General features: G+C 69.0%; 22 protein-coding genes and 2 pseudogenes. 16 read left to right on the forward strand and 8 right to left on the reverse strand.

Annotated features, from left to right (window positions below; all coding sequences use genetic code 11):
- Window positions 1-6 precede the first annotated feature (6 nt).
- From FKR81_RS18295 to FKR81_RS18305, 3 genes are all read left to right on the forward strand, one after another.
- On the forward strand, window positions 7-666 hold the full coding sequence (locus tag FKR81_RS18295) for a chitinase (protein ID WP_407936530.1): 660 nt from the start codon (window positions 7-9) through the stop codon (window positions 664-666).
- Window positions 667-845: 179 nt separating this feature from the next.
- Window positions 846-1,865, forward strand: coding sequence for a chitinase (locus FKR81_RS18300; protein ID WP_146353267.1), 1,020 nt, complete (start codon window positions 846-848; stop codon window positions 1,863-1,865).
- Window positions 1,866-1,908: 43 nt separating this feature from the next.
- On the forward strand, window positions 1,909-2,757 hold the full coding sequence (locus tag FKR81_RS18305) for an LLM class flavin-dependent oxidoreductase (RefSeq protein WP_146353268.1): 849 nt from the start codon (window positions 1,909-1,911) through the stop codon (window positions 2,755-2,757).
- Here FKR81_RS18305 and FKR81_RS18310 read toward each other — a convergent pair.
- On the reverse strand, window positions 2,735-2,983 hold the full coding sequence (locus FKR81_RS18310; protein WP_146353269.1) for a mycoredoxin: 249 nt from the start codon (window positions 2,981-2,983) through the stop codon (window positions 2,735-2,737). The genes FKR81_RS18305 and FKR81_RS18310 overlap by 23 nt on opposite strands.
- A gap of 79 nt (window positions 2,984-3,062) precedes the next feature.
- On the reverse strand, window positions 3,063-4,181 hold the full coding sequence (locus FKR81_RS18315) for a DUF2341 domain-containing protein (RefSeq protein WP_146353270.1): 1,119 nt from the start codon (window positions 4,179-4,181) through the stop codon (window positions 3,063-3,065).
- 316 nt (window positions 4,182-4,497) lie between these two features.
- Between FKR81_RS18315 and FKR81_RS18320 the strand changes: the two genes are divergently transcribed.
- Both FKR81_RS18320 and FKR81_RS18325 read left to right on the forward strand, forming a co-directional pair.
- Entirely contained in the window at window positions 4,498-5,121 is a 624-nt protein-coding gene (locus FKR81_RS18320) for a DUF4360 domain-containing protein (protein WP_146353271.1), read from the forward strand.
- Window positions 5,122-5,186: 65 nt separating this feature from the next.
- Entirely contained in the window at window positions 5,187-5,837 is a 651-nt protein-coding gene (locus FKR81_RS18325; protein ID WP_146353272.1) for a DUF4360 domain-containing protein, read from the forward strand.
- A gap of 137 nt (window positions 5,838-5,974) precedes the next feature.
- Here the strand turns inward: FKR81_RS18325 and ilvA are convergent, their stop codons facing one another.
- Window positions 5,975-7,204: a threonine ammonia-lyase IlvA gene (gene ilvA, locus FKR81_RS18330; RefSeq protein ID WP_146353273.1), complete on the reverse strand. Its 1,230-nt coding sequence runs from the start codon at window positions 7,202-7,204 to the stop codon at window positions 5,975-5,977.
- Between the two features lie 73 nt (window positions 7,205-7,277).
- Between ilvA and FKR81_RS18335 the strand changes: the two genes are divergently transcribed.
- Window positions 7,278-7,979, forward strand: a complete 702-nt coding sequence (locus FKR81_RS18335; protein WP_146353274.1) for a lytic polysaccharide monooxygenase auxiliary activity family 9 protein — start codon at window positions 7,278-7,280, stop codon at window positions 7,977-7,979.
- 75 nt (window positions 7,980-8,054) lie between these two features.
- Window positions 8,055-9,245, forward strand: a complete 1,191-nt coding sequence (locus tag FKR81_RS18340) for a ThuA domain-containing protein (protein ID WP_235921625.1) — start codon at window positions 8,055-8,057, stop codon at window positions 9,243-9,245.
- Here the strand turns inward: FKR81_RS18340 and FKR81_RS18345 are convergent.
- Complete coding sequence (locus FKR81_RS18345) at window positions 9,224-9,616, reverse strand: hypothetical protein (protein WP_146353276.1); 393 nt, start codon at window positions 9,614-9,616, stop codon at window positions 9,224-9,226. The two genes, FKR81_RS18340 and FKR81_RS18345, sit on opposite strands and share 22 nt — an antisense overlap.
- Window positions 9,617-9,771: 155 nt before the next feature.
- On the opposite strand from FKR81_RS18345, the gene FKR81_RS18350 reads away from it, so the two are divergent.
- From FKR81_RS18350 to FKR81_RS18375, 6 genes are read left to right on the forward strand one after another with little or no spacing between them, the layout of a single operon-like run.
- Window positions 9,772-10,209: a helix-turn-helix domain-containing protein gene (locus tag FKR81_RS18350; RefSeq protein ID WP_146353277.1), complete on the forward strand. Its 438-nt coding sequence runs from the start codon at window positions 9,772-9,774 to the stop codon at window positions 10,207-10,209.
- Window positions 10,193-10,708: an ImmA/IrrE family metallo-endopeptidase gene (locus tag FKR81_RS18355; protein ID WP_146353278.1), complete on the forward strand. Its 516-nt coding sequence runs from the start codon at window positions 10,193-10,195 to the stop codon at window positions 10,706-10,708. The genes FKR81_RS18350 and FKR81_RS18355 overlap by 17 nt, the downstream gene beginning before the upstream one ends.
- Entirely contained in the window at window positions 10,705-11,823 is a 1,119-nt protein-coding gene (locus FKR81_RS18360; RefSeq protein ID WP_146353279.1) for an MAB_1171c family putative transporter, read from the forward strand. The genes FKR81_RS18355 and FKR81_RS18360 overlap by 4 nt, the downstream gene beginning before the upstream one ends.
- Window positions 11,824-11,871: 48 nt before the next feature.
- Window positions 11,872-12,930 (forward strand): ATP-dependent DNA ligase, encoded by a 1,059-nt coding sequence (locus FKR81_RS18365; protein WP_146353280.1) that lies wholly within the window; start codon window positions 11,872-11,874, stop codon window positions 12,928-12,930.
- Window positions 12,927-13,910, forward strand: a complete 984-nt coding sequence (ligD, locus tag FKR81_RS18370) for a non-homologous end-joining DNA ligase (protein WP_146353281.1) — start codon at window positions 12,927-12,929, stop codon at window positions 13,908-13,910. Before FKR81_RS18365 ends, ligD begins: the two co-directional genes overlap by 4 nt.
- Window positions 13,907-14,512, forward strand: a complete 606-nt coding sequence (locus FKR81_RS18375) for an IMPACT family protein (protein ID WP_146353282.1) — start codon at window positions 13,907-13,909, stop codon at window positions 14,510-14,512. Before ligD ends, FKR81_RS18375 begins: the two co-directional genes overlap by 4 nt.
- 46 nt (window positions 14,513-14,558) lie before the next feature.
- On the opposite strand, the gene FKR81_RS18380 is transcribed toward FKR81_RS18375, so the two are convergent.
- Together FKR81_RS18380 and FKR81_RS18385 are read right to left on the reverse strand one after the other, a co-directional pair.
- Window positions 14,559-15,578, reverse strand: a complete 1,020-nt coding sequence (locus FKR81_RS18380; RefSeq protein WP_146353283.1) for a PQQ-dependent sugar dehydrogenase — start codon at window positions 15,576-15,578, stop codon at window positions 14,559-14,561.
- Window positions 15,579-15,685: 107 nt separating this feature from the next.
- Complete coding sequence (locus FKR81_RS18385) at window positions 15,686-15,979, reverse strand: SelT/SelW/SelH family protein (protein WP_146353284.1); 294 nt, start codon at window positions 15,977-15,979, stop codon at window positions 15,686-15,688.
- Window positions 15,980-16,325: 346 nt separating this feature from the next.
- Between FKR81_RS18385 and FKR81_RS45990 the strand changes: the two are divergent.
- Window positions 16,326-18,086 (forward strand): annotated as a pseudogene (locus tag FKR81_RS45990) (nSTAND1 domain-containing NTPase); the annotation flags it as partial.
- 266 nt (window positions 18,087-18,352) lie between these two features.
- Here FKR81_RS45990 and FKR81_RS18405 read toward each other — a convergent pair.
- Complete coding sequence (locus FKR81_RS18405; protein ID WP_146353288.1) at window positions 18,353-18,565, reverse strand: hypothetical protein; 213 nt, start codon at window positions 18,563-18,565, stop codon at window positions 18,353-18,355.
- A gap of 26 nt (window positions 18,566-18,591) precedes the next feature.
- Here FKR81_RS18405 and FKR81_RS45995 point away from each other — a divergent pair.
- Both FKR81_RS45995 and FKR81_RS46000 read left to right on the forward strand, forming a co-directional pair.
- Window positions 18,592-18,771 (forward strand): annotated as a pseudogene (locus FKR81_RS45995) (WD40 repeat domain-containing protein); the annotation flags it as partial.
- 147 nt (window positions 18,772-18,918) lie between these two features.
- Entirely contained in the window at window positions 18,919-19,929 is a 1,011-nt protein-coding gene (locus FKR81_RS46000) for a WD40 repeat domain-containing protein (protein ID WP_407936531.1), read from the forward strand.
- Window positions 19,930-19,989: 60 nt separating this feature from the next.
- On the opposite strand, the gene FKR81_RS18415 is transcribed toward FKR81_RS46000, so the two are convergent.
- A complete protein-coding gene (locus FKR81_RS18415) occupies window positions 19,990-22,587 on the reverse strand; it encodes a glycoside hydrolase family 3 protein (protein ID WP_146353290.1) in 2,598 nt (865 codons plus the stop codon).
- Window positions 22,588-22,615 lie beyond the last annotated feature (28 nt).

The raw sequence follows: 22,615 nt of genomic DNA on the forward strand, positions 1-22,615 counted from the left end.
GCACTGATGAGCGCACTGGCCGTGGTGACCCCGTCCGCGAACGCGGCACCGTTCGTCGTTTCCGAGGCTCAGTTCAACAAGATGTTCCCGAGCCGCAACAGCTTCTACACCTACAAGGGGCTGACCGCCGCGTTGAGCGCGTACCCCGCGTTCACCAACAGCGGCAGCGCCACGGTGAAGAAGCAGGAAGCGGCGGCGTTCCTCGCGAACGTCCACCACGAGACCGGCGGGCTGGTCCACATCGTGGAGCAGAACCAGGCCAACTACCCGCACTACTGCGACCGCAGTCAGCCGTACGGCTGCCCGGCCGGGCAGGCCGCGTACTACGGTCGCGGACCGATCCAGCTCAGCTGGAACTTCAACTACAAGGCCGCGGGCGACGCGCTCGGCCTGCCCCTGCTGACGAACCCGAAGCTGGTGCAGACCGACGCGGCCGTCTCCTGGAAGACCGGGCTCTGGTACTGGAACACCCAGAAGGGCCCCGGCACGATGACCCCGCACAACGCGATGGTCAACCAGCGCGGCTTCGGTGAGACGATCCGGTCGATCAACGGGTCGCTCGAGTGCAACGGCCGCAACCCCGCCCAGGTGCAGAGCCGGGTGAACAAGTACAAGCAGTTCGTCGGCATCCTCGGTGTCCCCGCCGGATCCAACCTGAGCTGCTGATCGCGGAGGGGCGTTCCGGCGGCGGGGCGCCCCTCCCGACATAATTGGCCCAGACCACTTGACTGGTACAGACCAATAGTGTTTGGGTCGGTGTTCACATCCTTGGGCGCGCAGAGTCAGAGGAGTGAACACCCGTGTCATTGAGACGCATCGTCGCATCTCTCGCAGCATCAGTGATCATGAGCGCGCTCGTGATCGTCGTATCGGCGGCGCCGGCATCAGCGGCGTGCAACTACACCACGTGGACAGCGGGCACGCAGTACTACACGGGCAACATCGTGAAGTACACCAACGGGCTCTACTACATCGCCGAGCACGACAACCCGGGCTACGACCCGACGATCAGCACCTGGTTCTGGGAACCGACCAGCTGCGACGGCGGCGGCGGCACACCGCCTCCCGCGTGCAGCTACACCGACTGGGTCGCCGGAAAGCAGTACTACACCGGCAACATCGTGCGCTTCAACGGCTCGTACTACATCGCCGAGCACGACAACCCCGGTTACGACCCGACGGTCAGCACCTGGTTCTGGGACCCGTACAACTGCGGCGGCGGAGGCGGGGACCCCACCCCGCCCGGCGGTTTCGTGGTGAGCGAGGCCCAGTTCAACCAGATGTTCCCCGGCCGCAACAGCTTCTACACCTACAGCGGGCTCACAGCCGCGCTGAGCGCGTACCCCGGTTTCGCCAACTCCGGCAGCGCCACGGTGAAGAAGCAGGAAGCGGCGGCGTTCCTCGCGAACGTCAGCCACGAGACCGGCGGCCTCGTGCACGTCGTCGAGCAGAACCAGGCCAACTACCCGCACTACTGCGACTGGAGCCAGTCCTACGGGTGCCCGGCGGGACAGGCCGCCTACTACGGACGCGGTCCGATCCAGCTGAGCTGGAACTTCAACTACAAGGCCGCGGGCGACGCGCTCGGCCTGCCGTTGTTGACGAACCCGTGGCTGGTGCAGAACGACCCGGCGGTCGCGTGGAAGACCGGTCTTTGGTACTGGAACACGCAACGCGGTCCGGGCACGATGACGCCGCACGACGCGATGGTCGGCCAGCGCGGCTTCGGTGAGACGATCCGGTCGATCAACGGGTCGCTCGAGTGCAACGGCGGCAACCCCGGTCAAGTCCAGAGCCGGGTGTCGAAGTACCAGCAGTTCACATCGCTCCTCGGCGTCGCGCCGGGCGGCAACCTGTACTGCTGATGCTCGGTTGACTTCCAACACGCATGCTGTTCGAATGAACCGCATGCGTGTTGGAATCACCATTCTGCCCGAGTACCGCTGGCCTGAGGCGCGTGCGCGCTGGCGGGCCGCGGAAGAGCTGGGGTTCGACGACGCCTGGACGTTCGACCACCTCGGCGTGGGCACGCTGCTCGACACGCCCTGGTACGGGGCCGTGCCGACGCTGGCGGTGGCCGCGGAGGTGACGTCGGCGATCCGGCTCGGCACCCTGGTGTCCACACCGAACTTCCGGCACCCGATCACGTTCATGCGCGACCTGACGTCGCTGGACGACATCTCCGGCGGCCGGTTCACCGCGGGTCTGGGATCGGGCAGCCGGGGCTACGACTACCGCGTGTTCGGCGAACGCGAACAGGTCGCGAACCGCGGGAAGCGGTTCGCCGAGTTCGTCGAGCTGCTCGATCTGCTGCTGCGCGAGAACGACGTGACGTGGCGCGGTTCCTACTACGAGGCCGTCGGCGCGCGGAACGTGCCGGGGTGCGTGCAGCGGCCGCGGCTTCCGTTCGTGATCGCGGCGAACGGTCCGGGGGCGATGGACCTCGCGGCGCGGTACGGCGCCGGGTGGGTCACGACCGGGGAGATGGGCATCGAGGACCTCGACGCGTGGTGGGACTCGGTGGCCGCGATCAGCTCGCGCTTCGAGGCACCCGGCGTGCGGCGGATCCTGCAGTCCGACCAGGCGCCGGTCTACTCGCTGTCGAGCGTGGAGTGCTTCCTCGACTTCGTCGGCCGGGCGGGCGAGCTCGGGTTCACCGACATCGCCGTGCCCTGGCCCCGCGAGTCGGGGCCGTGGGCAGGCCGTGAGTCGATCGTCGAGGAGATCGCCGCCGCTAGGCCGCCAGCTGCTCCTTGACCTGAGCGAGCGACGGGTTCGTCAGCGCCGCGCCGTTCGGGAAGTGCACCGTCGGCACCGTGCGGTTCCCGCCGTTCACGCTCATCACGAAGTCGGCCGCGTTCGGGATCTCGTCGACGTCGACCTCGACGTAGGAGATGCCCTCGCGGTCGAGCTGGTTCTTGAGGATGCGGCAGTATCCGCACCACACGGTCGAGTAAACGGTGAGGGTCGCCGGTGCGGCCATCGTGCACTCCTTGTCCGAGCGGGGTCATCGGCTTCAACGCGCCGACGACCCCGCTCATGCCGTGATGAGTGCTACATCACTATCGCTTGGACACCTTCACGAAAGTGCCGCCCTGCTTCTGGCTCTCGAAGTCGAGCTTGGCCCAGTTCTTGTCCTTCGGGGCGTTCAGAATGCGCGCTTCGTCGAGCATTCCGTCGAAGGAACGCTTGCGGGAGTTGCTGCCCGGCGTCTTCTCGTTGTTGCCGATCGTCACCGGCTCCGCGCCCGCGGTCTTCCAGGCGTTGGTGTCCTTCTTCGTGACCTCGAGCTTGCCGTTGATGTAGTAGTACGCGTTCGGCTTGTCGAGCACGAAAGTGAAGTGGTACCACTTGTTGTTGTCCACCTTGGTGAACGCGCCGTCCGGCAGCGGGCACCAGTCGTAGTTCGCGACGTCGATGCACGGCTCGGTCTGCGGGCCGTCGCCGAAGTAGTGGATCCGGAAGCCCGTCTCCCCCTTCGAGAACATCGCGATGTACGCGGCCGGATGGGTCTTCGCGTTGGACCAGATGGAGAACGTCCCCTTGGCGGGCAACGGGTTGAACAGCGGAGACTTGTCGCTGCCGTCCAGCAGGACGTACTCGGACTTGGCGCGGTTGAGGCTCAGCGCCTGCCCGACGCGGCCCGGCGCGGTGGCCGGTCCGGCGATGTTGACGCCCTTGCCGTGCGCGCCGTTGCCGGTCGAGTCCTTGTACTGACCGCCACCGGACTCGGCGAGGTGGTGCGCGGTGACCCAGCCGTCCGCCTTGGCGAACACCTTGCTGCCGTCGCTCTCGCTCTTCGCGTCCGGGTTGCCGTGCAACAGGTTGATGGACTGAGCTGCGCTGTTGCCCTTCACGTCCGTTTTGACCCAGATGGCCGCCTGCTTGGCCTTCGCGTCCCACTTCTCGATCTCGTACGGCAACTGCTGACCGGCCGCGTCGGTGAAGCGGATGTCGCTGCCGTCCGGCTTGGCCTGGGAGAAGTCGAAGTTCGTCGCGTCGAGCTGCACCGGCACCGGGAACGCCTTCACGTCACCGGCCACGTTCGCGCCGGCGGCCGACGTGTCCAGCACGATCTTCTTCGTGAAGCTCCACCCCTCGGCTTGAGCACCCGGCGTGAACACGGAGATCCCGACCAGCATGGCCGCGGCGATGGACAGCGTGCGCCTCGAGTTCTGCATGAAACCCCTCGTCGTCAGGGCGGCGTCTGGGCGGCGGCGCACCCACCTGCCTACTGGAAACTTTGTTGCCTGTCAGGCCCCCTTCACTCGAACGGCCTAGCGCAACGGATCGTCAGGTAATCGTCAGGTCAATCCTCCGAGTGATAACCGACCATGGTTGAGCCGTGACTGTTGTAACGTTCGGCCAATTCGTCGCGCCCTCTTGAATTAGTTACGAAACATAGCAAGTCACCCATTTGGCGGCCCTTCGTCAAGACCCCTTACGATATCGTCTGATTCCCGTCGCCGTGTACCAACACGGAGAGAAAGGCTTGCCATGCTGAATACGGTGGCGGCTGCCGCCCTTGCCCTGGCGTCAATCATTCCTTCGAACAGTGTCGAGGCTTCCGACGACGTTCCGGACTACATCACGATCGACGTGGTGACCGTGAACGGCTCGGGTTGCCCGGCCGGAACGGCCGCTGTTGCGTCCGCCGACGATCGCACCGCCTTCACGGTGACCTACAGCGACTACCTCGCCCAAGCGGGCGCCGGGACGAGCCCCACCGACTTCCGGAAGAACTGCCAGCTCAACATCAGAGTGAGCTACCCGCAGGGCTTCACGTACGGCATCGCCCAGGCCGACTACAGAGGGTTCGCCCACCTGCAGCACGGCGCGACAGGAACAGAGAAGGGCAACTACTACTTCTCGGGTTCGTCGCAGACAGCGAGCCGGACGCACAACTTCTACGGCCCGCACAGCGACAACTGGCAGGCCACGGACAAGTCCGAGGTCTCCGCCATCGTGTACGCACCGTGCGGTGAGCGCAGGAACCTGAACATCAACACCGAGCTCCGGGTCAACACCGGTGGTTCCAAGAACGCCACGAGCTTCATGACGATGGACTCGACCGACAGCAGCGTGAGCACCAAGTACCACTTCTCCTGGAAGCGGTGCTGACGCCCCGACAATTTCTCGCTTAATACCGCCGCCGACCATTTCAGAACGAGTCGGAAAGGTGCCTCATGCTCAATACCGTGGCTGCTGCGGCTTTCGCCATGTCGACCATCATCATTCCTCCGGGCGGAGCTCCAGGCACCACTCCCCCGCCGGATCACTTCACCATCGACGTGGTTACGGTCAACGGTACGGGCTGCAGAGCAGGAACCGCAGCCGTCGCAGTGTCTCCGGACAACAAGGCGTTCACCGTTACCTACAGCGAATTCATGGCCCAAGTGGGCGTGGGAGCGAAACCCACTGACTTCCGCAAGAACTGCCAGCTGAACCTGCGGATCAACGCTCCGTCGGGCTTCACCTACGGCATCGCGTCGACCGACTACCGCGGCTTCGCCCACCTGGAAAAGGGTGCGACGGCTCTCGAGAGGGCCAACTACTACTTCCAGGGCATGTCGCAGACCGAGTACACCCAACACAACTGGAAGGGCTCGATGAGCGACGACTGGCAGGCGACCGACACGGTCGAGGTCGCCTCCATCGTCTACCACCCGTGCGGGGAGAAGCGGAACTTCAACATCAACGCGGAGCTGCGGGTCAACGCGGGGACCTCGGACCCCAAGAAGACCACCAGCTTCATCTCGATGGACTCCACCGACGGGTCCGTCGAAACCACGTACCACTTCGCGTGGAAGACGTGTCCTCCGCCTCCCCAGCCCTGATCCCTCCACGGTCCTCAGTGGACTGACTGCACCTCGCCCTCGTGCGCAGTCAGCTCACTGAGGAACCACTGGGGGTCCGCCTTCAGGTGCTCGGGCAGGGAAGCCGCTCCGCGGTCGCGGGGCGGCTTTCCCGTGCGTCAGATCAGGAACCGGTACGCCGTCGTGCCGGGCGCGACCAGCTGGATCTTCAGCGGCGACGACTTCATCCGGCCCCACAGCGCGTCGTAGTCCTCGCGCCTGCCGATCTCGATGCCGACCAGCGCGGCGCCGGTCTCCCGGTTGTCCCGCTTGATGTACTCGAACAGCACGATGTCGTCGTCCGCGCCGAGCACGTCGTCGAGGAACCGCCGCAGCGCCCCGGGCTCCTGCGGGAACTCCACGAGGAAGTAGTGCTTCAATCCGCGGTGCACGAGCGAGCGCTCGACGACCTCCGCGTAGCGCGACACGTCGTTGTTGCCACCGGACAGCAGGCACACCACGGTCGAGTCCGGTGCGACGACGATCTCGGACAGCAGCGCGGCGGACGCCAGCGCGCCCGCGGGCTCGGCGATCACGCCGTCCACCTGGTAGAGGTCGAGCATCTCGGTGCAGACCTGGCCCTCGGGCACGGTGACCAGCGAGGCGCCGCAGTCGCGCACCATCGGGAACGTCACCTCGCCGGCCCGGCGCACGGCCGCGCCGTCGACGAACGTGTCCACCTCCGGCAGCACCACCGGTGAGCCCGCGTTGACGGCCGCGATCATCGAGGCGGCACCGGCGGGCTCGACGCCGATCAGCCGCACGGACGGGAAGCGGGACGCGAACCACGTGCCGACACCGGCCAGCAGGCCACCGCCGCCGACGGGCACGATCACCACGTCCGGCGCGCCGCCGAGCTGGTGCACGATCTCCAGCCCGACCGTGCCCTGACCAGCGATGGTGCGCGGGTCGTCGAACGCGGGCACGAGGGTGGCGCCGGTCGACGCGGCGTGCTCGGCGGCGAGTGCGGCCGCGTCGTCGTAGGTGTCGCCGTCGACGACGAGCTCGACCATGTCGCGGCCGAGTGCGGCGATGCGCTCGCGCTTCTGCCGGGGCGTCGTGGACGGCACGTGCACGCGGCCGTGGACGCCGAGGCGGCGGCACGCGTACGCCATGCCCTGACCGTGGTTGCCGGCCGAGGCGCACACGGCGCCCGCCGACGCCTCCACCTGGGAGAGCAGGTTGTAGGCGCCTCGGAGCTTGTACGAGCGCCCGACCTGCAGGTCTTCGCGCTTGAGCCACACTCGGGCCCCGGTCGCCTCGGACAGGCGCTGGTTCACTTCGAGCGGGGTCGTTCGGGCCACGCCGGCCAGCCGGGCGGCCGCGGCAGCCACCTCATCTTCGAACATGGGGAGTGATTCTCCACTGAACGAGCGGACCGTCGCAGCCGTACCCCTACAGGAGACCTGGGAGGTGTCTGAAATGCGGCTGTTCGTCGCGTGCTTTCTGATCATCCTTGCGACGGCAGCCACCGCGCAGGCGCACGGAGCGCCGTCCAACCCGCCCAGCAGGGCCTACCTGTGCGCACCCGACCAGCCGTCGTCGGCGACGGACGCCTGCAAGGCGGCCGCCGCGTGGGGACTGCCCGCGAAGCAGTGGGACAACATCCGCAGGCCCAACATCGCCGGGCGCGACCGGCAGCTGATCCCGGACGGCAAGCTGTGCAGCGCGGGCATCCCCGCCTACCAGGGGCTCGACCAGCCGCGCGAGGACTGGCCGACGACGCAGCTCAAGAACCAGTTCCGGTACGTCTCGACGATCCCGCACCGCGGCACGTTCCGGTTCTTCGTCACGAAGGACGGCTACGACCCGACGAAGCCGCTGAAGTGGGAGGGCCTCGACGAGTTCCAGGTCGTCAAGGACCCCAAGCTGGTGAACGGGGCGTACACGTTCGACCTGAAGCTGCCGCAGGACAAGAGCGGTCGGCACCTCATCTACACGGTGTGGCAGAACTCGGACACGGTCGACACGTACTACTCGTGCACGGACGTGATCATCGGTGCGACGGCCAAGACCGCGGGCACGTCCAACAGCCTCCGGCTGCCGCTGTCCATCGGCGTCGCGGTGCTCGCGTTCGCCGCCATGCTGATCGGGATTCACCTGTCCCGCCGCCGAATTCTGTGAACGTCCCGGTACCAGTTCCGCGGCGGCCTCCAATAACCTGATCTCGGGCGCACCCTGCACAGAAGGGTTCTGCCCGTGAAACTGTTGGCAGCACTGGCTTTGCTCGCGTCGGTACTGGTCTCACCACAGGCCGGGTTCAAGGTTCTGGCGTTCTACAACGGAACCTGGGACCCCGCGCACATCAGCTTCGTCAAGGAGGCGAACCCGTGGTTCGGGCGGGCCGCCTCCGAGAACGGCTTCACCTACGAGTCCACGACCAACTGGAACCGGCTGACGAACGCCGCTGACATCAGCCAGTACCAGGTGCTGATCTTCCTCGACGACCACCCGCAGAACACCGCGCAGCGCAACGGGTTCCAGCAGTACATGAACAACGGCGGCGGGTGGCTCGGGTTCCACGTCAGCGCGTTCACCCAGAACGCGGGCGAGTGGCCGTGGTACCACAACCAGTTCCTCGGTACCGGGAACTTCGTCAACAACACCTGGGAGCCCACGACCGCCGAGCTGCGGGTGGAGAACCGCACGCACCCGTCGACGGTGCGGCTGCCGGAGCGCTACACGTCGTCGGTCAGCGAGTGGTACGGCTGGAGCAACGACCTGCGGCAGAACCCGAACATCCAGGTGCTGGCGAGCGTCGCCGCGTACCCGCTCGGCACGGACCCGAACCAGACGTGGCGCGGCGGCTACCACCCGATCATGTGGACGAACAAGAACTACAAGATGCTGTACGCCAACTTCGGCCACAACGCGATGGACTACCCGAACAACCTGCCGCGGTCGTCCACGTTCGCGTCCGAGACCCAGAACCGGTTCCTGATCGACGGGCTGCTCTGGCTCGGCGGCGGAGGCAGTCCGATCGAGACGAAGACGATCACCACGCAGGGCGGCAAGTGCGTCGACGTGCGCGCGGCGGGCACGGCCAACGGCACCGCGGTGCAGCAGTACACGTGCAACAGCACCGCGGCGCAGCAGTTCCAGGTGTCGCCGACCAGCGACGGCTACAGCAAGGTCGCGACGCGCAACGACCTGACGAAGGTGCTCGACGTCAGCAACGTGTCCACTTCGGACGGTGCCGTGATCCACCTGTGGACCTACGGCGGTGGCGCCAACCAGCAGTGGCGGCTCGAACCCGTCGCAGGCGGGTACCAGCGGATCGTGAGCAGGCACAGCGGGAAGTGCCTGACCGCGCCGGGGAACGCCGACGGCGTCCAGCTGGAGCAGCGCACGTGCGACGGTGGTGCGGCTCAGTCCTTCAGGCTGGCCTGATCCCGGACCTGGACGGTGACCCGTTCCTGCCGGACGTGCTGCTGCGGCACAGTTCCCTCGCCGCCGCTGACGTTCGGCAGGAACCCGTACAGGTCGTTGAGGTTGTTCAGCGTCTGCGTCGCGTCCCGCCACACCGGGCACGGCCACGGTCTGCTGCGCCCGTACCAGGTTCGGCAGGAACGGCATCTGTGCGCGCCGTTGGGCTCGTGCACTCGCAGCAGACCGCGCCACCACGGGAGCGCCGCGCGCAGTTCCTCGCGCAGCTCATAAGCCTCCGACGGTGAGGCGGACCGCGCGAGCAGATCCATGGTCCGGTAGACGACCTCGACCACGGACCTGTGGAACTCGCTCTGCCGCTCAGCCAACGCCATGTCTGCAGTCCTTCGGTGAGAAGCCGACTACAGTTGAACCGTTCACGTTCGGAGTCTAAATTGGCACCTGACGGGGTTTCAACTGGCGAAAATGCCGTCACCCGAATGGCCCTTTCCGTGAGTGGAAAACCTCACGGAACGCGACTGGAGGCGCGATGGCTGAACGGAGCCTGGCCGACAAGCTCAACCAGCTCTTCGCCCTCCACACGTCCAGATCGGGTCAGGAGTACAGCAACGAGCAGGTCGCCGTGGCCATCGCGGACACCGGCGTGACCATCTCGCAGAGTTACATCTGGCAGCTGCGCAAGGCGAAGAAGGACAACCCGACGTTCAAGCACCTCCAGGCTCTGGCCGGGTTCTTCGGCGTGCCGGTGAGCTACTTCTTCGACGACACCGTCACCGACCGCGTCAACGAGCAGCTGGAACGCCTGCGCTCCGAGCAGGTTCGGCTCAACGAGCTCACCAAGGGCAGCGAGGCGCAGCTGATGGCGATGCGCGCGGGCGAGCTGTCGCCCGACCGCCGCAGGCTCGTCATGGAGCTGCTCGACGTCGTCTACCGACAGGAAAAGGCGGAACGTGGCGAAGGAACGTGAGCTGCGCAAGCAGTGCCGTCGCCTGCTGAACGAGCTGGACATCCAGCCACCGCTGGACGTCGCGGAGCTGTGCCGCAAGGTCGGTGAGCAGCGCGGCAAGCCGATCAGGCTGATGGCGCACCCGATCCCGGTGCCCGGCCCGTTCGGCGTGTGGATCAGCACCGGCAACGCCGACTACATCCTGTACCAGCAGGAAACCACGCGCTCACACCAGAACCACATCATCCTGCACGAGCTCGGCCACATCATCGCGGGCCACACCAGCGACGAGAACGACGACCAGCTGCTCGCCTCGCTGTACCCGGATCTCGAACCGGACGCGGTGCGCAGGGCGTTGCGCCGCACGTCGTACGACAACGACCACGAACGCGAGGCGGAGACCGTGGCGACGATCATCCTGGAGTGGGCGTCGGTGCTGGACAAGGTCGCGCCGAGGGCGTCGGACGGACCCGCGAGGCGGATCGCGGCGGCACTCGCGGATCGGCTGGGCTGGCTGTGACGTACTTCCTGGAGTCGGCGGGCGTCCTGTTCATGTCGGTGCTGGCGTTCATGCTCTGGCTCACCGTGCGGCGGCCCCAGGACGCGCGCGTGCGCGCCATCACCGCCATGATCACGGCCTGGACGCTCGGCTACCCGTTCAGCCGCGCGGCGGGCGACGGCGTGTGGTTCCTCGGCCTGGATCCGATGCAGTGCCAGCTGGTCCAGTACTCCGCACTGGTGATCGGCACGTTCTGCGCGGTCCTCTTCTTCGTGTTCTCCGCGCTGGACGACAAGGCGGCCACCAGGCACGCACTGCTGCAGACGATCCCGCTCGCGATCGCGATCGCGGTGATGGCCGTGTCGGTCTGGTCGCTGCCGGACTCGCTGCGGGTGGCCGCGGCCCAGGTGCCGAAGTCGTTCGGCGGCGGCCCGGTCGGCGTTCCCGGCATCACGTTCTTCTACGCGGCCGCGAACTCCTACCTGGGTTACTCGTTCGCCACGATGTTCGTGTGGACCAGGCGCTACGCCCGCGACGCCGAGCCCAGGCTGCGGCGCGGCCTGCTGATCGCGTCGATCGGCCTCGCCCTGCTGGTGTACGGCGACGTGACGTTCGTCGGCGGCAACCTGTCCCGGCTGACCGGAACCCCGTTCCCGCGCATCGTGCTGCAACTCGGCACCGTCGGGGTCGTGGTCGGCCTCGTGCTCTTCGTGATCGGCATGGCCTACCCGGCCGGGCTCATGCGGGTCGCGGCGATCCGCGTCTGGACGAGACACCTCCGCTCCTACCGCCGCCTCGCTCCACTGTGGACCGCATTGAACAGGCAGTTCCCCGAGGACGCGCTGTCCCGCGTCCCGGTGCACCCGCTGCGCGACGTGCTGAGCCTGCGCGGGGTCCACCGGCGGTACTACCGGCGGGTCATCGAGTGCCGGGACGGGCTGGTGCGGGTCAGCCCGTACTTCTCGCAGGAGGACGAACGGCCCGTCGCCGACCGGTTGAAGGACGCGCTGCGGGCTCAGGCGTCCGGGAGTGCCGCCGTGCACCTGCCGGTGCCGGTCGCCATTCCGGACGGTGACGGGCTGGACGCCGACGTGCGGGAGCTGGAGGAGCTGTCCTTCGCGCTGAGGACGGCCTGATTCACGAGTGGGCCAGCCAGTCGGCCGGTACCGGCTTACAGTGCCGATGTGGACCTTCCCGTGATGCCACCGGTGAAACCGATGCTGGCCAAGGCCGTGCACGAGGTTCCGCGCACCCCTGGCCTGGTGTACGAGCCGAAGTGGGACGGCTTCCGCTGCATCGTCTTCCGCGACGGCGACGAGCTGGAGCTGGGCTCGCGCAACGACCGGCCGCTGACCCGGTACTTCCCCGAGGTCGCGGCGCTGCTGCGCGAGGCGCTGCCGCCGAGGTGCGTGGTGGACGGCGAGATCGTCCTCGTCACCCCGGACGGGCTGAGCTTCGACAAGCTGCAGCTGCGCCTGCACCCGGCCGCGTCGCGGGTGAACAAGCTGGCGGTCGAGACGCCGGCGAGCTTCGTGGCGTTCGACCTGCTGGCGCTCGGTGACCGTGCGCTCGTCGACGAGCCGTTCAGCGAGCGGCGGACGTTGCTGGAGCAGGTCGTGACCGAGGTGCCCGGCTGCTACCTGACGCCGGCGACGGACGACCCGGACACCGCGCAGGACTGGTTCACCCGCTTCGAGGGCGCCGGGTTCGACGGCGTGGTGGCGAAGCAGCCGGACCTGCCGTACACGCCGGACAAGCGGGTGATGTGGAAGGTGAAGCACGAGCGCACCGCGGACTGCGTCGTCGCCGGGTACCGGGTGCACAAGGACGGCGAGTCGGTCGGGTCGCTGGTGCTCGGGCTGTACGGGGAGGACGGCGAGCTGCGGCACGTCGGGGTCGCGAGCAGCTTCACCGCCGAACGCCGGCGCGAGCTCGTCGGCGAGCTGGCGCCGCTGAAGGAGGGCGCGCTGGACGTGCACCCGTGGGCCCGGTGGGCCGACTACGCCGGTCCCGGTGCGCAGAGCAGGTGGAACCCGACGCGCGAGCTGTCGATGGAGCTGTTGCGGCCCGAGCTGGTCGCCGAGGTGCGCTACGAGCACCTGATGGCGGGCCGGTTCCGGCACACCGCGCGGCTGGTGCGGTTCCGGCCGGACCGGGTGGCGTCGTCGTGCACGTTCGAGCAGCTGGAGGAAGTGCCTCCGGCCGAGCTGGCGGCGTTGTTCGGCGAGGAGACCCGACGGTGATCGTCGAGGGCGTCGAGATCACGCACCCGGAGAAGGTGTTCTTCTCGCGGGAGGGTCTGACCAAGCTCGACCTCGTGCGCTACTACCAGGCCGTCGCGGAGCCGCTGCTGTCCACGTTGGGCGGGCGTCCGCTGCTGATGGAGCGCTATCCCGACGGCGCGTCCGGCAAGTCGTTCTTCCAGAAGCGGGTGCCGAAGTCCGCGCCGCCGTGGCTGACGACGACCGTCGTGTCCACGCCGAACGGCACGACCAGCGACGCGCTGGTGGCCGCGGACCTCGCGCACGTCCTGTGGGCGGTGAACCAGGGCTGCCTCGGGTTCCACGTGTGGCCGATCCGCGCGGCGGCGCCGGAGATCACCGACGAGCTGCGGGTCGACCTCGACCCGTCGCCCGGCGTGACGTTCGCGCAGGTCGCCGAGGCGGCGGCACGCACGCGCGAGTTCCTGGCCGGTGAGGGCATCTCGTCGTGGATCAAGACGACCGGGTCGCGCGGACTGCACGTCTACGTGGCGCTGGAACCGTTGTGGGACAGCTACGCCGTGCGCGCGGCGGCCGTGGCGCTGGCGCGCGAGCTGGAGCGACGCCACCCCGAGCTGATCACCGCGCAGTGGTGGAAGGAGGAACGCGGCGCGCGCGTGTTCGTCGACTTCAATCAAAACGCTCCCCACAAGACCGTGTTCGGCGCCTGGTGCGCCCGCCCGAGGGTGGGCGCGCAGGTCTCCACGCCGATCTCGTGGGACGAGCTGGCGTCCGTCGACCCCGACTCGCTGACGATCGCGACGGTGCCCGCGCGGCTCGCCGAACTGGGCGACCCGTGGACGGCGCGCACGCCGCAGTCGCTGGAACCGCTGCTGGCACGCTCCCGCGCCGACCTGGCCTCCGGGTTGATGGACGCGCCGTGGCCGCCGGTCTACCCGAAGATGCCGGGCGAGCCACCGCGGGTGGCCCCCAGCCGCGCCAAGCGGACAATCGACGGGTGAGGGTGATCGCGCGCGGCGGCGTGCACGAGATCGAGATCCAGCGTTCACGGTTCCTGTGCGCGCTGGCGCGGGTGTCGTCGGAGGCCGAGGCGCTCGAGTTCATCGCCGGTGTGCGCAAGGCGCACTGGCAGGCCACGCACAACTGCACCGCGTTCCGCGTCGCGGACGTGCAGCGTTCCAGCGACGACGGCGAGCCCGCCGGCACGGCGGGTGTGCCGATGCTGGAGGTGCTGGTGCGGCGCGACCTCGTCGACGTCGTCGCGGTCGTCACCCGGTACTACGGCGGTACCAAGCTCGGCGCGGGCGGGCTCGTGCGCGCCTACGGGCGGGCGGTGTCCGAGGCCGTCGACGAGGTGGGCACGCTGCGGCGCACCCGGTTCGCCTCGCTGTCCGTCGTCGCGTCGCACGCGCTCGCCGGGCGGCTGGAGCACTCGCTGCACGCGGCCGGGCACGTCGTCGCGGACACGGCCTACGGCTGGTCGGTGACGTTCACCGTGCACGTGCCGGACGCGGCCGGGTTCCAGGAGTGGCTGGCCGCGCAGACCGGCGGCGCGGTGACCGCGGACGTCACCGGTGGCGTCGACGTGGACGTGCCCGACTGAGTCCCCGAGCCGCGGGGCGCCCGCCGGACGCCCCGCGGCGAACGAGTCAGCTCGTCGTGCTGACGATGCGGTCGTCACCGGCCTGGGGCGTGCCGCGACCGTCGCGGTTCGACGTCGAGAACCACAGCGTGCCGTCCGGCGCGGACGCCGCCGCGCGCAACCGGCCGTAGGTGCCGGAGAACAACGCCTGCGGCCTGCCGACGCCACCGTCGGCGTTGACCGGGATCTTCCACAGCCGCTGCCCGCGCAGTGCCGCCATGTAGAGGCTGCCCCGGTGGAACGCCAGGCCACTGGGTGAGGCCTGCGCCGTGGACCAGGTCAGCAGCGGGTCGACGAACCTCGGGTCGCCACACGGGCCCTCGCAGTTCGGCCAGCCGTAGTTGCCGCCGCGCTGGATGCGGTTCAGCTCGTCGAGCCGGTTCTGGCCCAGCTCGGCCGCGAACATCCGGCCCTGGGTGTCCCAGGCGAGGCCCTGCACGTTGCGGTGGCCCAGGCTGTAGACCAGCGACGACGTCGGGTTGTTCGGTGCCGGCCTGCCTTCCTTGGTCATGCGCAGGATCTTGCCGCCCAGCGAGCGCGGGTTCTGCGCGTTCGCGCTGTTGCCCGCGTCTCCGGTGCCCGCGTACAGCAGGCCGTCCGGGCCGAACGACAGGCCACCGCCGTTGTGGATCTGCCCGCCGCGCGGGATGCCGGTCACGATCGGCTGCGGTACCTCACCGATGCGGAACCTGGCGATCCTGTTGTCCGCAGTGGACGTGTAGTAGACGAACACGTACCGGTCGGTGGCGTAGTCCGGTGAGACGGCGATGCCCAGCAGACCGCCTTCACCCTGCGCCGACACACCCGGAATGCGGGCCACCTCGCGCGTCGCGCCGTTCGCGACGGACAGGACGCGGGCCGAGTTGCGCTCGGTGACCAGCGCCGAGCGGTCCGGCAGGAACGCGATGTCCCAGGGTACGACCAGGTTCGTCGACACGTCGCGCTCGACGCCGACGGCGACTCCCGGTGCGACCGACAGGCCCACGACGACCGCGGTCGCGATCACCAGACCTGAGCGGATTCTCATGCGTGCCCTCCTCGACTCGAACGTCGGCGGCGGGCGGCGGGGCATTCGCGGTCCATACAAGCACCGTGCGGCCGGGGCGGACACCCTTCCGCGGTAGGGAGAAGCTGTCAGCGCGACAAGCGGCGGTCGACGTGGCCGAGGTCGCGATCGGGCGCGATCCGGTCCCTCACCAGCTGCTTCAGCACGGCGAGGTCCGGGAAGCCGTCCTGCTCCTTGCGCGACCAGACGATCTCGCCCTCGACCCGGACGTCGAAGACGCCACCGGTGCCGGGGATCAGCGCGACCTCGCCGAGCTCGGTGCTGAACGTCGTCAGCAGCTCCTGCGCCGTCCACCCGGCGCGCATCAGCCACCGGCACTGCGTGCAGTACTCGATCTCGAGGCGTGGCTGTCGCGTCGTCATCGGTTCAGTATCCGGTGGACTCGACGACGCCTGCGCCGGGGCTGGTGGACGAAGGATTCACGGATCGTTCTGAACCCCACCCCGGCTCGCGCACGTTAAAGAGGTGTCGGCGGCTGCCGGAACGCCAGCAGGGGGCGTTTCGGCGGCCGCCGATGCCGTCACGTCTTGGCGGGCTTCTTGTCGCCCGCGACGTCGACCAGGTAATCGCGGATGTCGCCGTTCATCGTCCCCTCCTCAGCAGGTCAGCACCCACTTCCTAGGGCAATCGCGTTGTCCGGTCCCGCCCGCTGGACGCCGGACAAACAACCTCGGGACAATCCCCGCGCACAACCAGGGGAGAACACGCATGCCGCGACCGGAACGACCGCTCGACCACGAGGACGGCGCACTGCCCGCGTTCGCGGCGGGGCTGAGGGAGCTCCGCGAGCACGCGGGCCGACCGACCTACCGGGAGCTGAGCCGCGGCGCGCACTACTCGGTGACGGTGCTCGCCGAGGCCGCGGGCGGGCGCAGGCTGCCCACGCTCGCCGTGACGCTCGCGTACGTGCGCGCCTGCGGAGGTGACGAGGAGGACTGGCGCCGAAGATGGCAGGCGGCGGCCGCGGAGGTCACCATCCCGGAGACCGAACAGTCCTCGCCGTACGTCGGGCTCGGCGCGTTCCAGCCGGACGACGCCGACCGCTTCTTCGGGCGCGACAAGCTCGTCCGCAGGCTGCAGGCGAAGGTCGCCGAGAACCGGTTCGTCGGCGTGTTCGGCGCGTCCGGTTCCGGCAAGTCGTCGGTGCTGCGCGCCGGGCTGGTCGCGCGCGCCTCCGGGGTCACGAAGCTGATCACGCCCGGTGCGCACCCGCTGGCCGAGTGGCGCTCGGCCGACGGCGCCGACCTGGTCGTCGTCGACCAGTTCGAGGAGGTCTTCACCCTGTGCCGCGACGCGGACGAGCGCGCGGCGTTCATCCACGCACTGCTGCACACCGAGGCGCGCGTCGTCGTCGGGGTGCGGTCGGACTTCCACGGGCACTGCGGGCAGTTCCCCGAGCTGGTCGACGCGCTCAACGAGGCGCAGGTCATCGTCGGCGCGATGAGCTCGGACGAGCTGTACGAGGCGATCACGCAGCCGGCGATCCGCCACGGGTACACCGTCGAGAGCGCGCTCGTCTCGGCGCTCGCCGCCGAACCGGCCGCGTTGCCGCTGGTCTCGCACGTGCTGCTGGAGACGTGGCGCCGCCGCCGGGGCACCCGGCTGACGCTGGAGGGCTACGAGGAGACCGGCGGGGTGCGGCACGCGATCGCGCAGAGCGCCGAGAACGTCTACACGTCGCTCGTCCTCGCGCAGCAGGCCGTCGCGCGCAAGATCATGCTGCGGCTCACCGCGCTCGGCGACGGCACCGAGGACACCAAGCGCCGGGTCGCGCGGAGCACGCTCGACGACGACCCGCAGACGGCGACGGTGCTGGAACAGCTGGCCGCCGCGCGGCTGGTGACGTTGGACGACAACGCGGTCGACCTCACGCACGAGGCGTTGATCCGCAGCTGGCCGCGGCTGCGCCGGTGGCTGGACGACAACCGCGACGGTCTGCGCGTGCACCACCAGCTGACCGAGGCGACGGCCGCGTGGGAGGCGCTGGACCGCGACGACGGCGGGCTGTACCGGGGCGCGCGGCTCGCGCTCGCCCGCGAGTGGGCCGACCCGGACTCGTTGACGGCGCGGGAGCAGGAGTTCCTCACCGCGAGCATCACCGCCGAGGCCGCCGAGCACGAGGCGACCCGCAGGCGCGCCCGCAAGCTGCGCCAGCTCGTCGCGCTGCTGACCGTGCTGCTGCTCCTGGCCGTGACGGCGATCGGTTACGCGATCAGGGCCGAGCGGCAGACGACCAGGGAGCGCAACATCGCGATCGCGCGCAAGGTCGTGTCCGACGCGGCGGCGCTGCGCACCCAGAACCCGTCGTTGTCGCTGCAGCTGAGCCTGGCCGCCAACCGGTTCGTCGACAACAGCGAGACCCGCGACAACCTCCTCAGCGCGCTGCCCGAGCCGTACGCGACGCGGACCGAGGTGCACCGCAACGACTTCACGCTCGCACTCAGCCCGGACGGCAAGACCATGGCGACCGCGGGCAAGGACCACGACATCAGCCTGTGGGACATCACGGACGTGCACCGGCCGCGCGAGCTGCTGCGGACGACGCTGCCCGACGAGCAGAAGAGCGCCGCGTTCGCCAACGGCGGCCGCACCCTCGCGGTCGCCGGCGCGAACTCCGTGCGGCTGTGGGACATCACCGATCCCGGCTCCCCGCGCGAGCTGCCGCAGATCTCGTTCCCGTCGAAGGTGCCGAACGCGATCGCGGTGAGCAGGGACGGCCGCACCGCCGCCATCACCTACGACAACAACACCGTGCGGCTGCTGAAGCTCGACGACCCGGCCAGGCCGCAGGAGCTGTCCGTGATCACGGACCTGTCCGACGGCGTGACGAACACGTCGTTCAACGCCGACGGCACCAGGCTGGTCGCCGGTGGCGGCACGACCGCGGTGATCGTGGACCTGACCGACCCGGCCCACCCGCGGCGGGCCGGATCGCTGGTGGGGCACAAGAACGTCGTGTGGGGAAGCGGCGTTCAGCCCGGACGGCCGGGTGGTCGCCACCGCGAGCTGGGACCACACCGTCCGGCTCTGGGACACCTCCGACATCGAGTCACCGAAGCAGATCGACGTGCTCACCGGCCACCGCGGCCTGACCTGGTCCGTCGCCTTCTCCCCGGACGGCAGGACGCTCGCGTCCAACGGGGGTGCGGAGGTGCGCCTGTGGGACGTCACCGACCCGTGGCACACCAAGCTCGTCTCGACCGTGCCCGGCGGCAACTACACGGTCGCGTACACCCCGGACGGCGGGACCCTCGTGATCTCGGAGGGCACGAAGTTCGTGCGCCTGCAGGACCTCCGCGAGATGCCGCTGGTCGGGCACGGCGACGTGGTGGCGTCGGTCGCGGTGAGCCCGGACGGCAACCTCATCGCGAGCGGCAGCTGGGACCGCACCGTGCGCCTGTGGCGCAACACCCCGGACCGCACGCGCGAACCGCTGGCGACGCTGACCGAGTCGACGAACTTCGTGCGCTCCGTGGCGTTCAGCCCGGACAGCCGCACCCTCGCCGCGGGCGGCGACGACGCCGTCGTGCGCCTGTGGGACGTGACGGACCCGAGCAAGCCGTCCTTCCTCACCGCACTACCGCCCGTCGCCGGCGAGGTGATGTCCGTGGCGTTCACACCGGACGGCAGGACCCTGGTGCTGACCGGCCTGCGCACCGCGCAGCTGTGGAACGTCTCGGAGCGCTCCAAACCGCAGCCGCTGGCCGAGCTCCCCGGCTACACCGAAATGGTGTGGGCGGGCGTCATCAGCCCCGACGGCCGGACCCTCGCGACGAGCGTCGGCGAACAGCCCGCACGGCTGTGGGACATCTCGAACCCGCGCCAGCCCCGTCCACTGGCGTTCCCCGGCAACGGTTTCGTCCCGGCGGGCGGCATCAGCCGCGACAGCTCGGTCCTCGTGACGATGCGCGGCGACCACGGCGTCGAACTCCTCGACATGCGCAACGGCTACCGCCTGCTGGGCACCGTCGGCAAGTCCGTCGACCCGCCGTACTCCGTGTCGTTCAGCCCGGACGGGCGGAGGCTCGCCACCTCGCACGGCGACCGCCTGGTGCGGTTGTGGGACATCAGCGACCCCGCCGTCGAGCGGCTGGTCGCCACCTACTCCGGGCACGGTCTGGACGTGCCGTCGGTGACCTTCACGCCCGACGGCACCACCCTGGTGAGCGCCAGCAACGACCGGTCCGTGCGGCTGTGGGAGACCGACGTCGCCCGTGCGGCTGAGCGCGTGTGCCGGCTCGCCCGGCCGGGGATCAACGAGCTCGAGTGGAAGGAGCACTTCCCGGGAATCCCGTTCACGCCGCCTTGTTAGCGGTCTCGAGGAAGCGGGGCCGCACAACCGACTCGGTCGTACGGCCCCTCACCCCAGCGACTAGCCCAAAGACGCACATGTTCTGGCGTCAGGATCCTTAGCCGCCTTGGGCACCCACCGGACATCCGCGAAGGAAGCCTGGAACGCACCGTCGGTGTAGACGAGGAACGGCGTGTTCACGGACTCGAGGTCCAGCCCAGCGTCCGCGAAGCACGACACCGGAATCTTGACCTTGACCTTCGCCCCGGCGGGCAACCCGCGGAACAGCTCGGTCGCGTTGACCTCCGACCCGCACGGCCACACGCAGTGCGTGCTGATCACGGTCCGGTTCGCGGGTGCGGAGTGGACGATCACGTCGAACACCAGCGCGGCGTCGGCGTTCAGGTAGCCGCGCAGATCCGTGCCACCGGCGGGATCCTGGAGGTAGGCCTGGCCGGGTGCCGAACCGGTCCACGTCACCTTGAGGCCGTCCTGCTGCACGTTCACATCGGACTGCACGACGTTGATCGAGGCGTGCGCCGCGGCGCCGTCGGGGCCGATCTCGGTGCCGCCCCAGTTCTCCGGGGAGCCGATGTACCCGCGGTACGGCGCGATGTCCTGGCGGTTGAAGATCTCCAGGTCCTCGGTCGCCGTGCCGCCGCCACCGTCGTCGCACCTCGGCGGCGCGGTCTCGTCGAGCTGGCCGACGTTGCCGGTCTGCCAGTCGCGCAGGCCGTAGCCGGGCTTGAACAGCGGGTCGTAGCCCTCCTGGCCGGGGTTGAGCGGCATCTGGCACGCGCTGCGCGGCCACGAGTACGAGAGCTTGCCGCTGAAGCCGTTGTGCCGGCCGCGGACCAGCAGGTCGGCGACGCCGCCGCCCTCGGTGCCGGGCAGCCACGCGGCGACGAACGCGTCGGAGCGGTTGAGCTCCTTGTTGACGTGCAACGGGCGTCCGCTCATGTACACGGTGACGACCGGGGTGCCCTTGCCGGACACCTTGTCCAGCACGGCCAGGTCGTTCGGGTAGAGCCGCGCCGCCTCGAGCGTGCGGCGCAGGTCGCCGACGCCCTCCGCGTACGGGGTCTCGCCGATCACCGCGATCACCGCGTCGAAGCCCGCCGGGTCGACGTCACCGGTCTCGCTGAAGACCACGTTGGCGTCGCCGAGCGCTGCCTTCAGGCCACCGAGAACCGTGGTGCCGTTGGGGAAGTCGGCGTTGGTGTTGCCGGTGCCCTGCCAGGTGAGCGTCCAGCCGCCGGTCTGGTTCTGCATGCTGTCCGCGCTCTTGCCGACGACGAGCACCTTGCTGCGCTTGGCGAGCGGCAGCACGCGCTTGTTGTTCTTCAGCAGCACCAGTGACTCGCGCACAGCCTCGCGGCCGAGCTCTTTGTCCTGCAAGGCCTTCTGCGAACCCGCGTGCTCGCGCTGCGACGGCTTCTTGCCGTCGAGCACACCGGCGCGCAGCTTGACGCGCAGGATGCGGGTCACCGCGTCGTCGATCCGCGACATCGGGATCTGGCCGCTCTCGACCTGCGCGGTCGTGTTGGCGATGAACGCCTTCCAGTCGGCAGGCACCATGATCACGTCGAGACCGGCGTTGATCGCCTGCGCGCAGCTCGCGTTCGAGCAGCCATCGACCTGGCCGATGCCGTTCCAGTCCGAGACGAGCAGGCCGTCGAAGCCCATCTTGCCCTTGAGGATCTCGGTCTGCGCGAGCTTGCTCCCGTGCAGCTTGCCTTCCTTGACCTGGTCGTTCGTCCAGCTGTTGAACGAGATCATCACGGTCTGCGCACCAGCGGCCAGTGCGCCGTAATAACCCTGTCCGTGCACGTTGATCATCTCGGCGGGCGTGGCCGGGTTGACGCCCTGGTCGCGCCCGTTCGTCGTGCCGCCGTCACCGATGAAGTGCTTGGCGGTCGCGATCACGCCGTCGGAGCTGATGCGCCTGCGCGCGTTGTCCTGCAAGCCCTTCACGGCCTCGTAGCCGTACGCGCGGGTGATCCGCGGGTCCTCGGAGAACCCCTCGTAGGTGCGGCCCCACCGGTCGTCGCGGGCGACGGCCAGCGTCGGCGCGAACGCCCAGTCCTGCCCGGTGGCGCGGATCTGCTCGGCGGTCGACGCGCCGATGTCGCGCACCAGGCACGGGTCGTGCGCCGCGCCGAGCCCGATGTTGTGCGGGAACAGCGTCGCGCCGAACACGTTGTTGTTGCCGTGCACCGCGTCGATGCCCCAGATCACCGGGACCTTCGTGCGGGTGGCGACGGACGCGTCCCAATAGGCGTCCGCGAGCGCCAGCCACGCCTGCGGTGTCGCGTGCTTGTCGCTGCCCGGCCACGAGCCGCCGCCGTTCAGCACCGACCCGATGAAGTACTGCTTCACCTCGGCCGGCGTGATCGCGGCGATCTCCGGCTGGGTCATCTGGCCGATCTTCTCGGCCAGCGTCATGTCCTTGAGGATCTTCTCGATCCGCCGCTCGTCGGACGGGTTGCGCTCAACCTGGCTGCGCACCTTCGGCCAGTCCGACAACGGCTTCAGGTTCTTCTCGATCCGCGCGCAACCGTTGTCCTTCTCAGGCTCCCCGATGACGGGCTGCCTGCCTGCGGTCTCCGGTGCTGCGGCGGCGGTTCCGCTGACCACGGTCAGCGCGAGCAATGCGGCGAGAACGGGTCTCCATCCCATGCCGCAGATCCTCACTTCCCGTTAACAC

The sequence above is a fragment of the Lentzea tibetensis genome (genome assembly GCF_007845675.1).
Lineage (GTDB): Bacteria > Actinomycetota > Actinomycetes > Mycobacteriales > Pseudonocardiaceae > Lentzea > Lentzea tibetensis.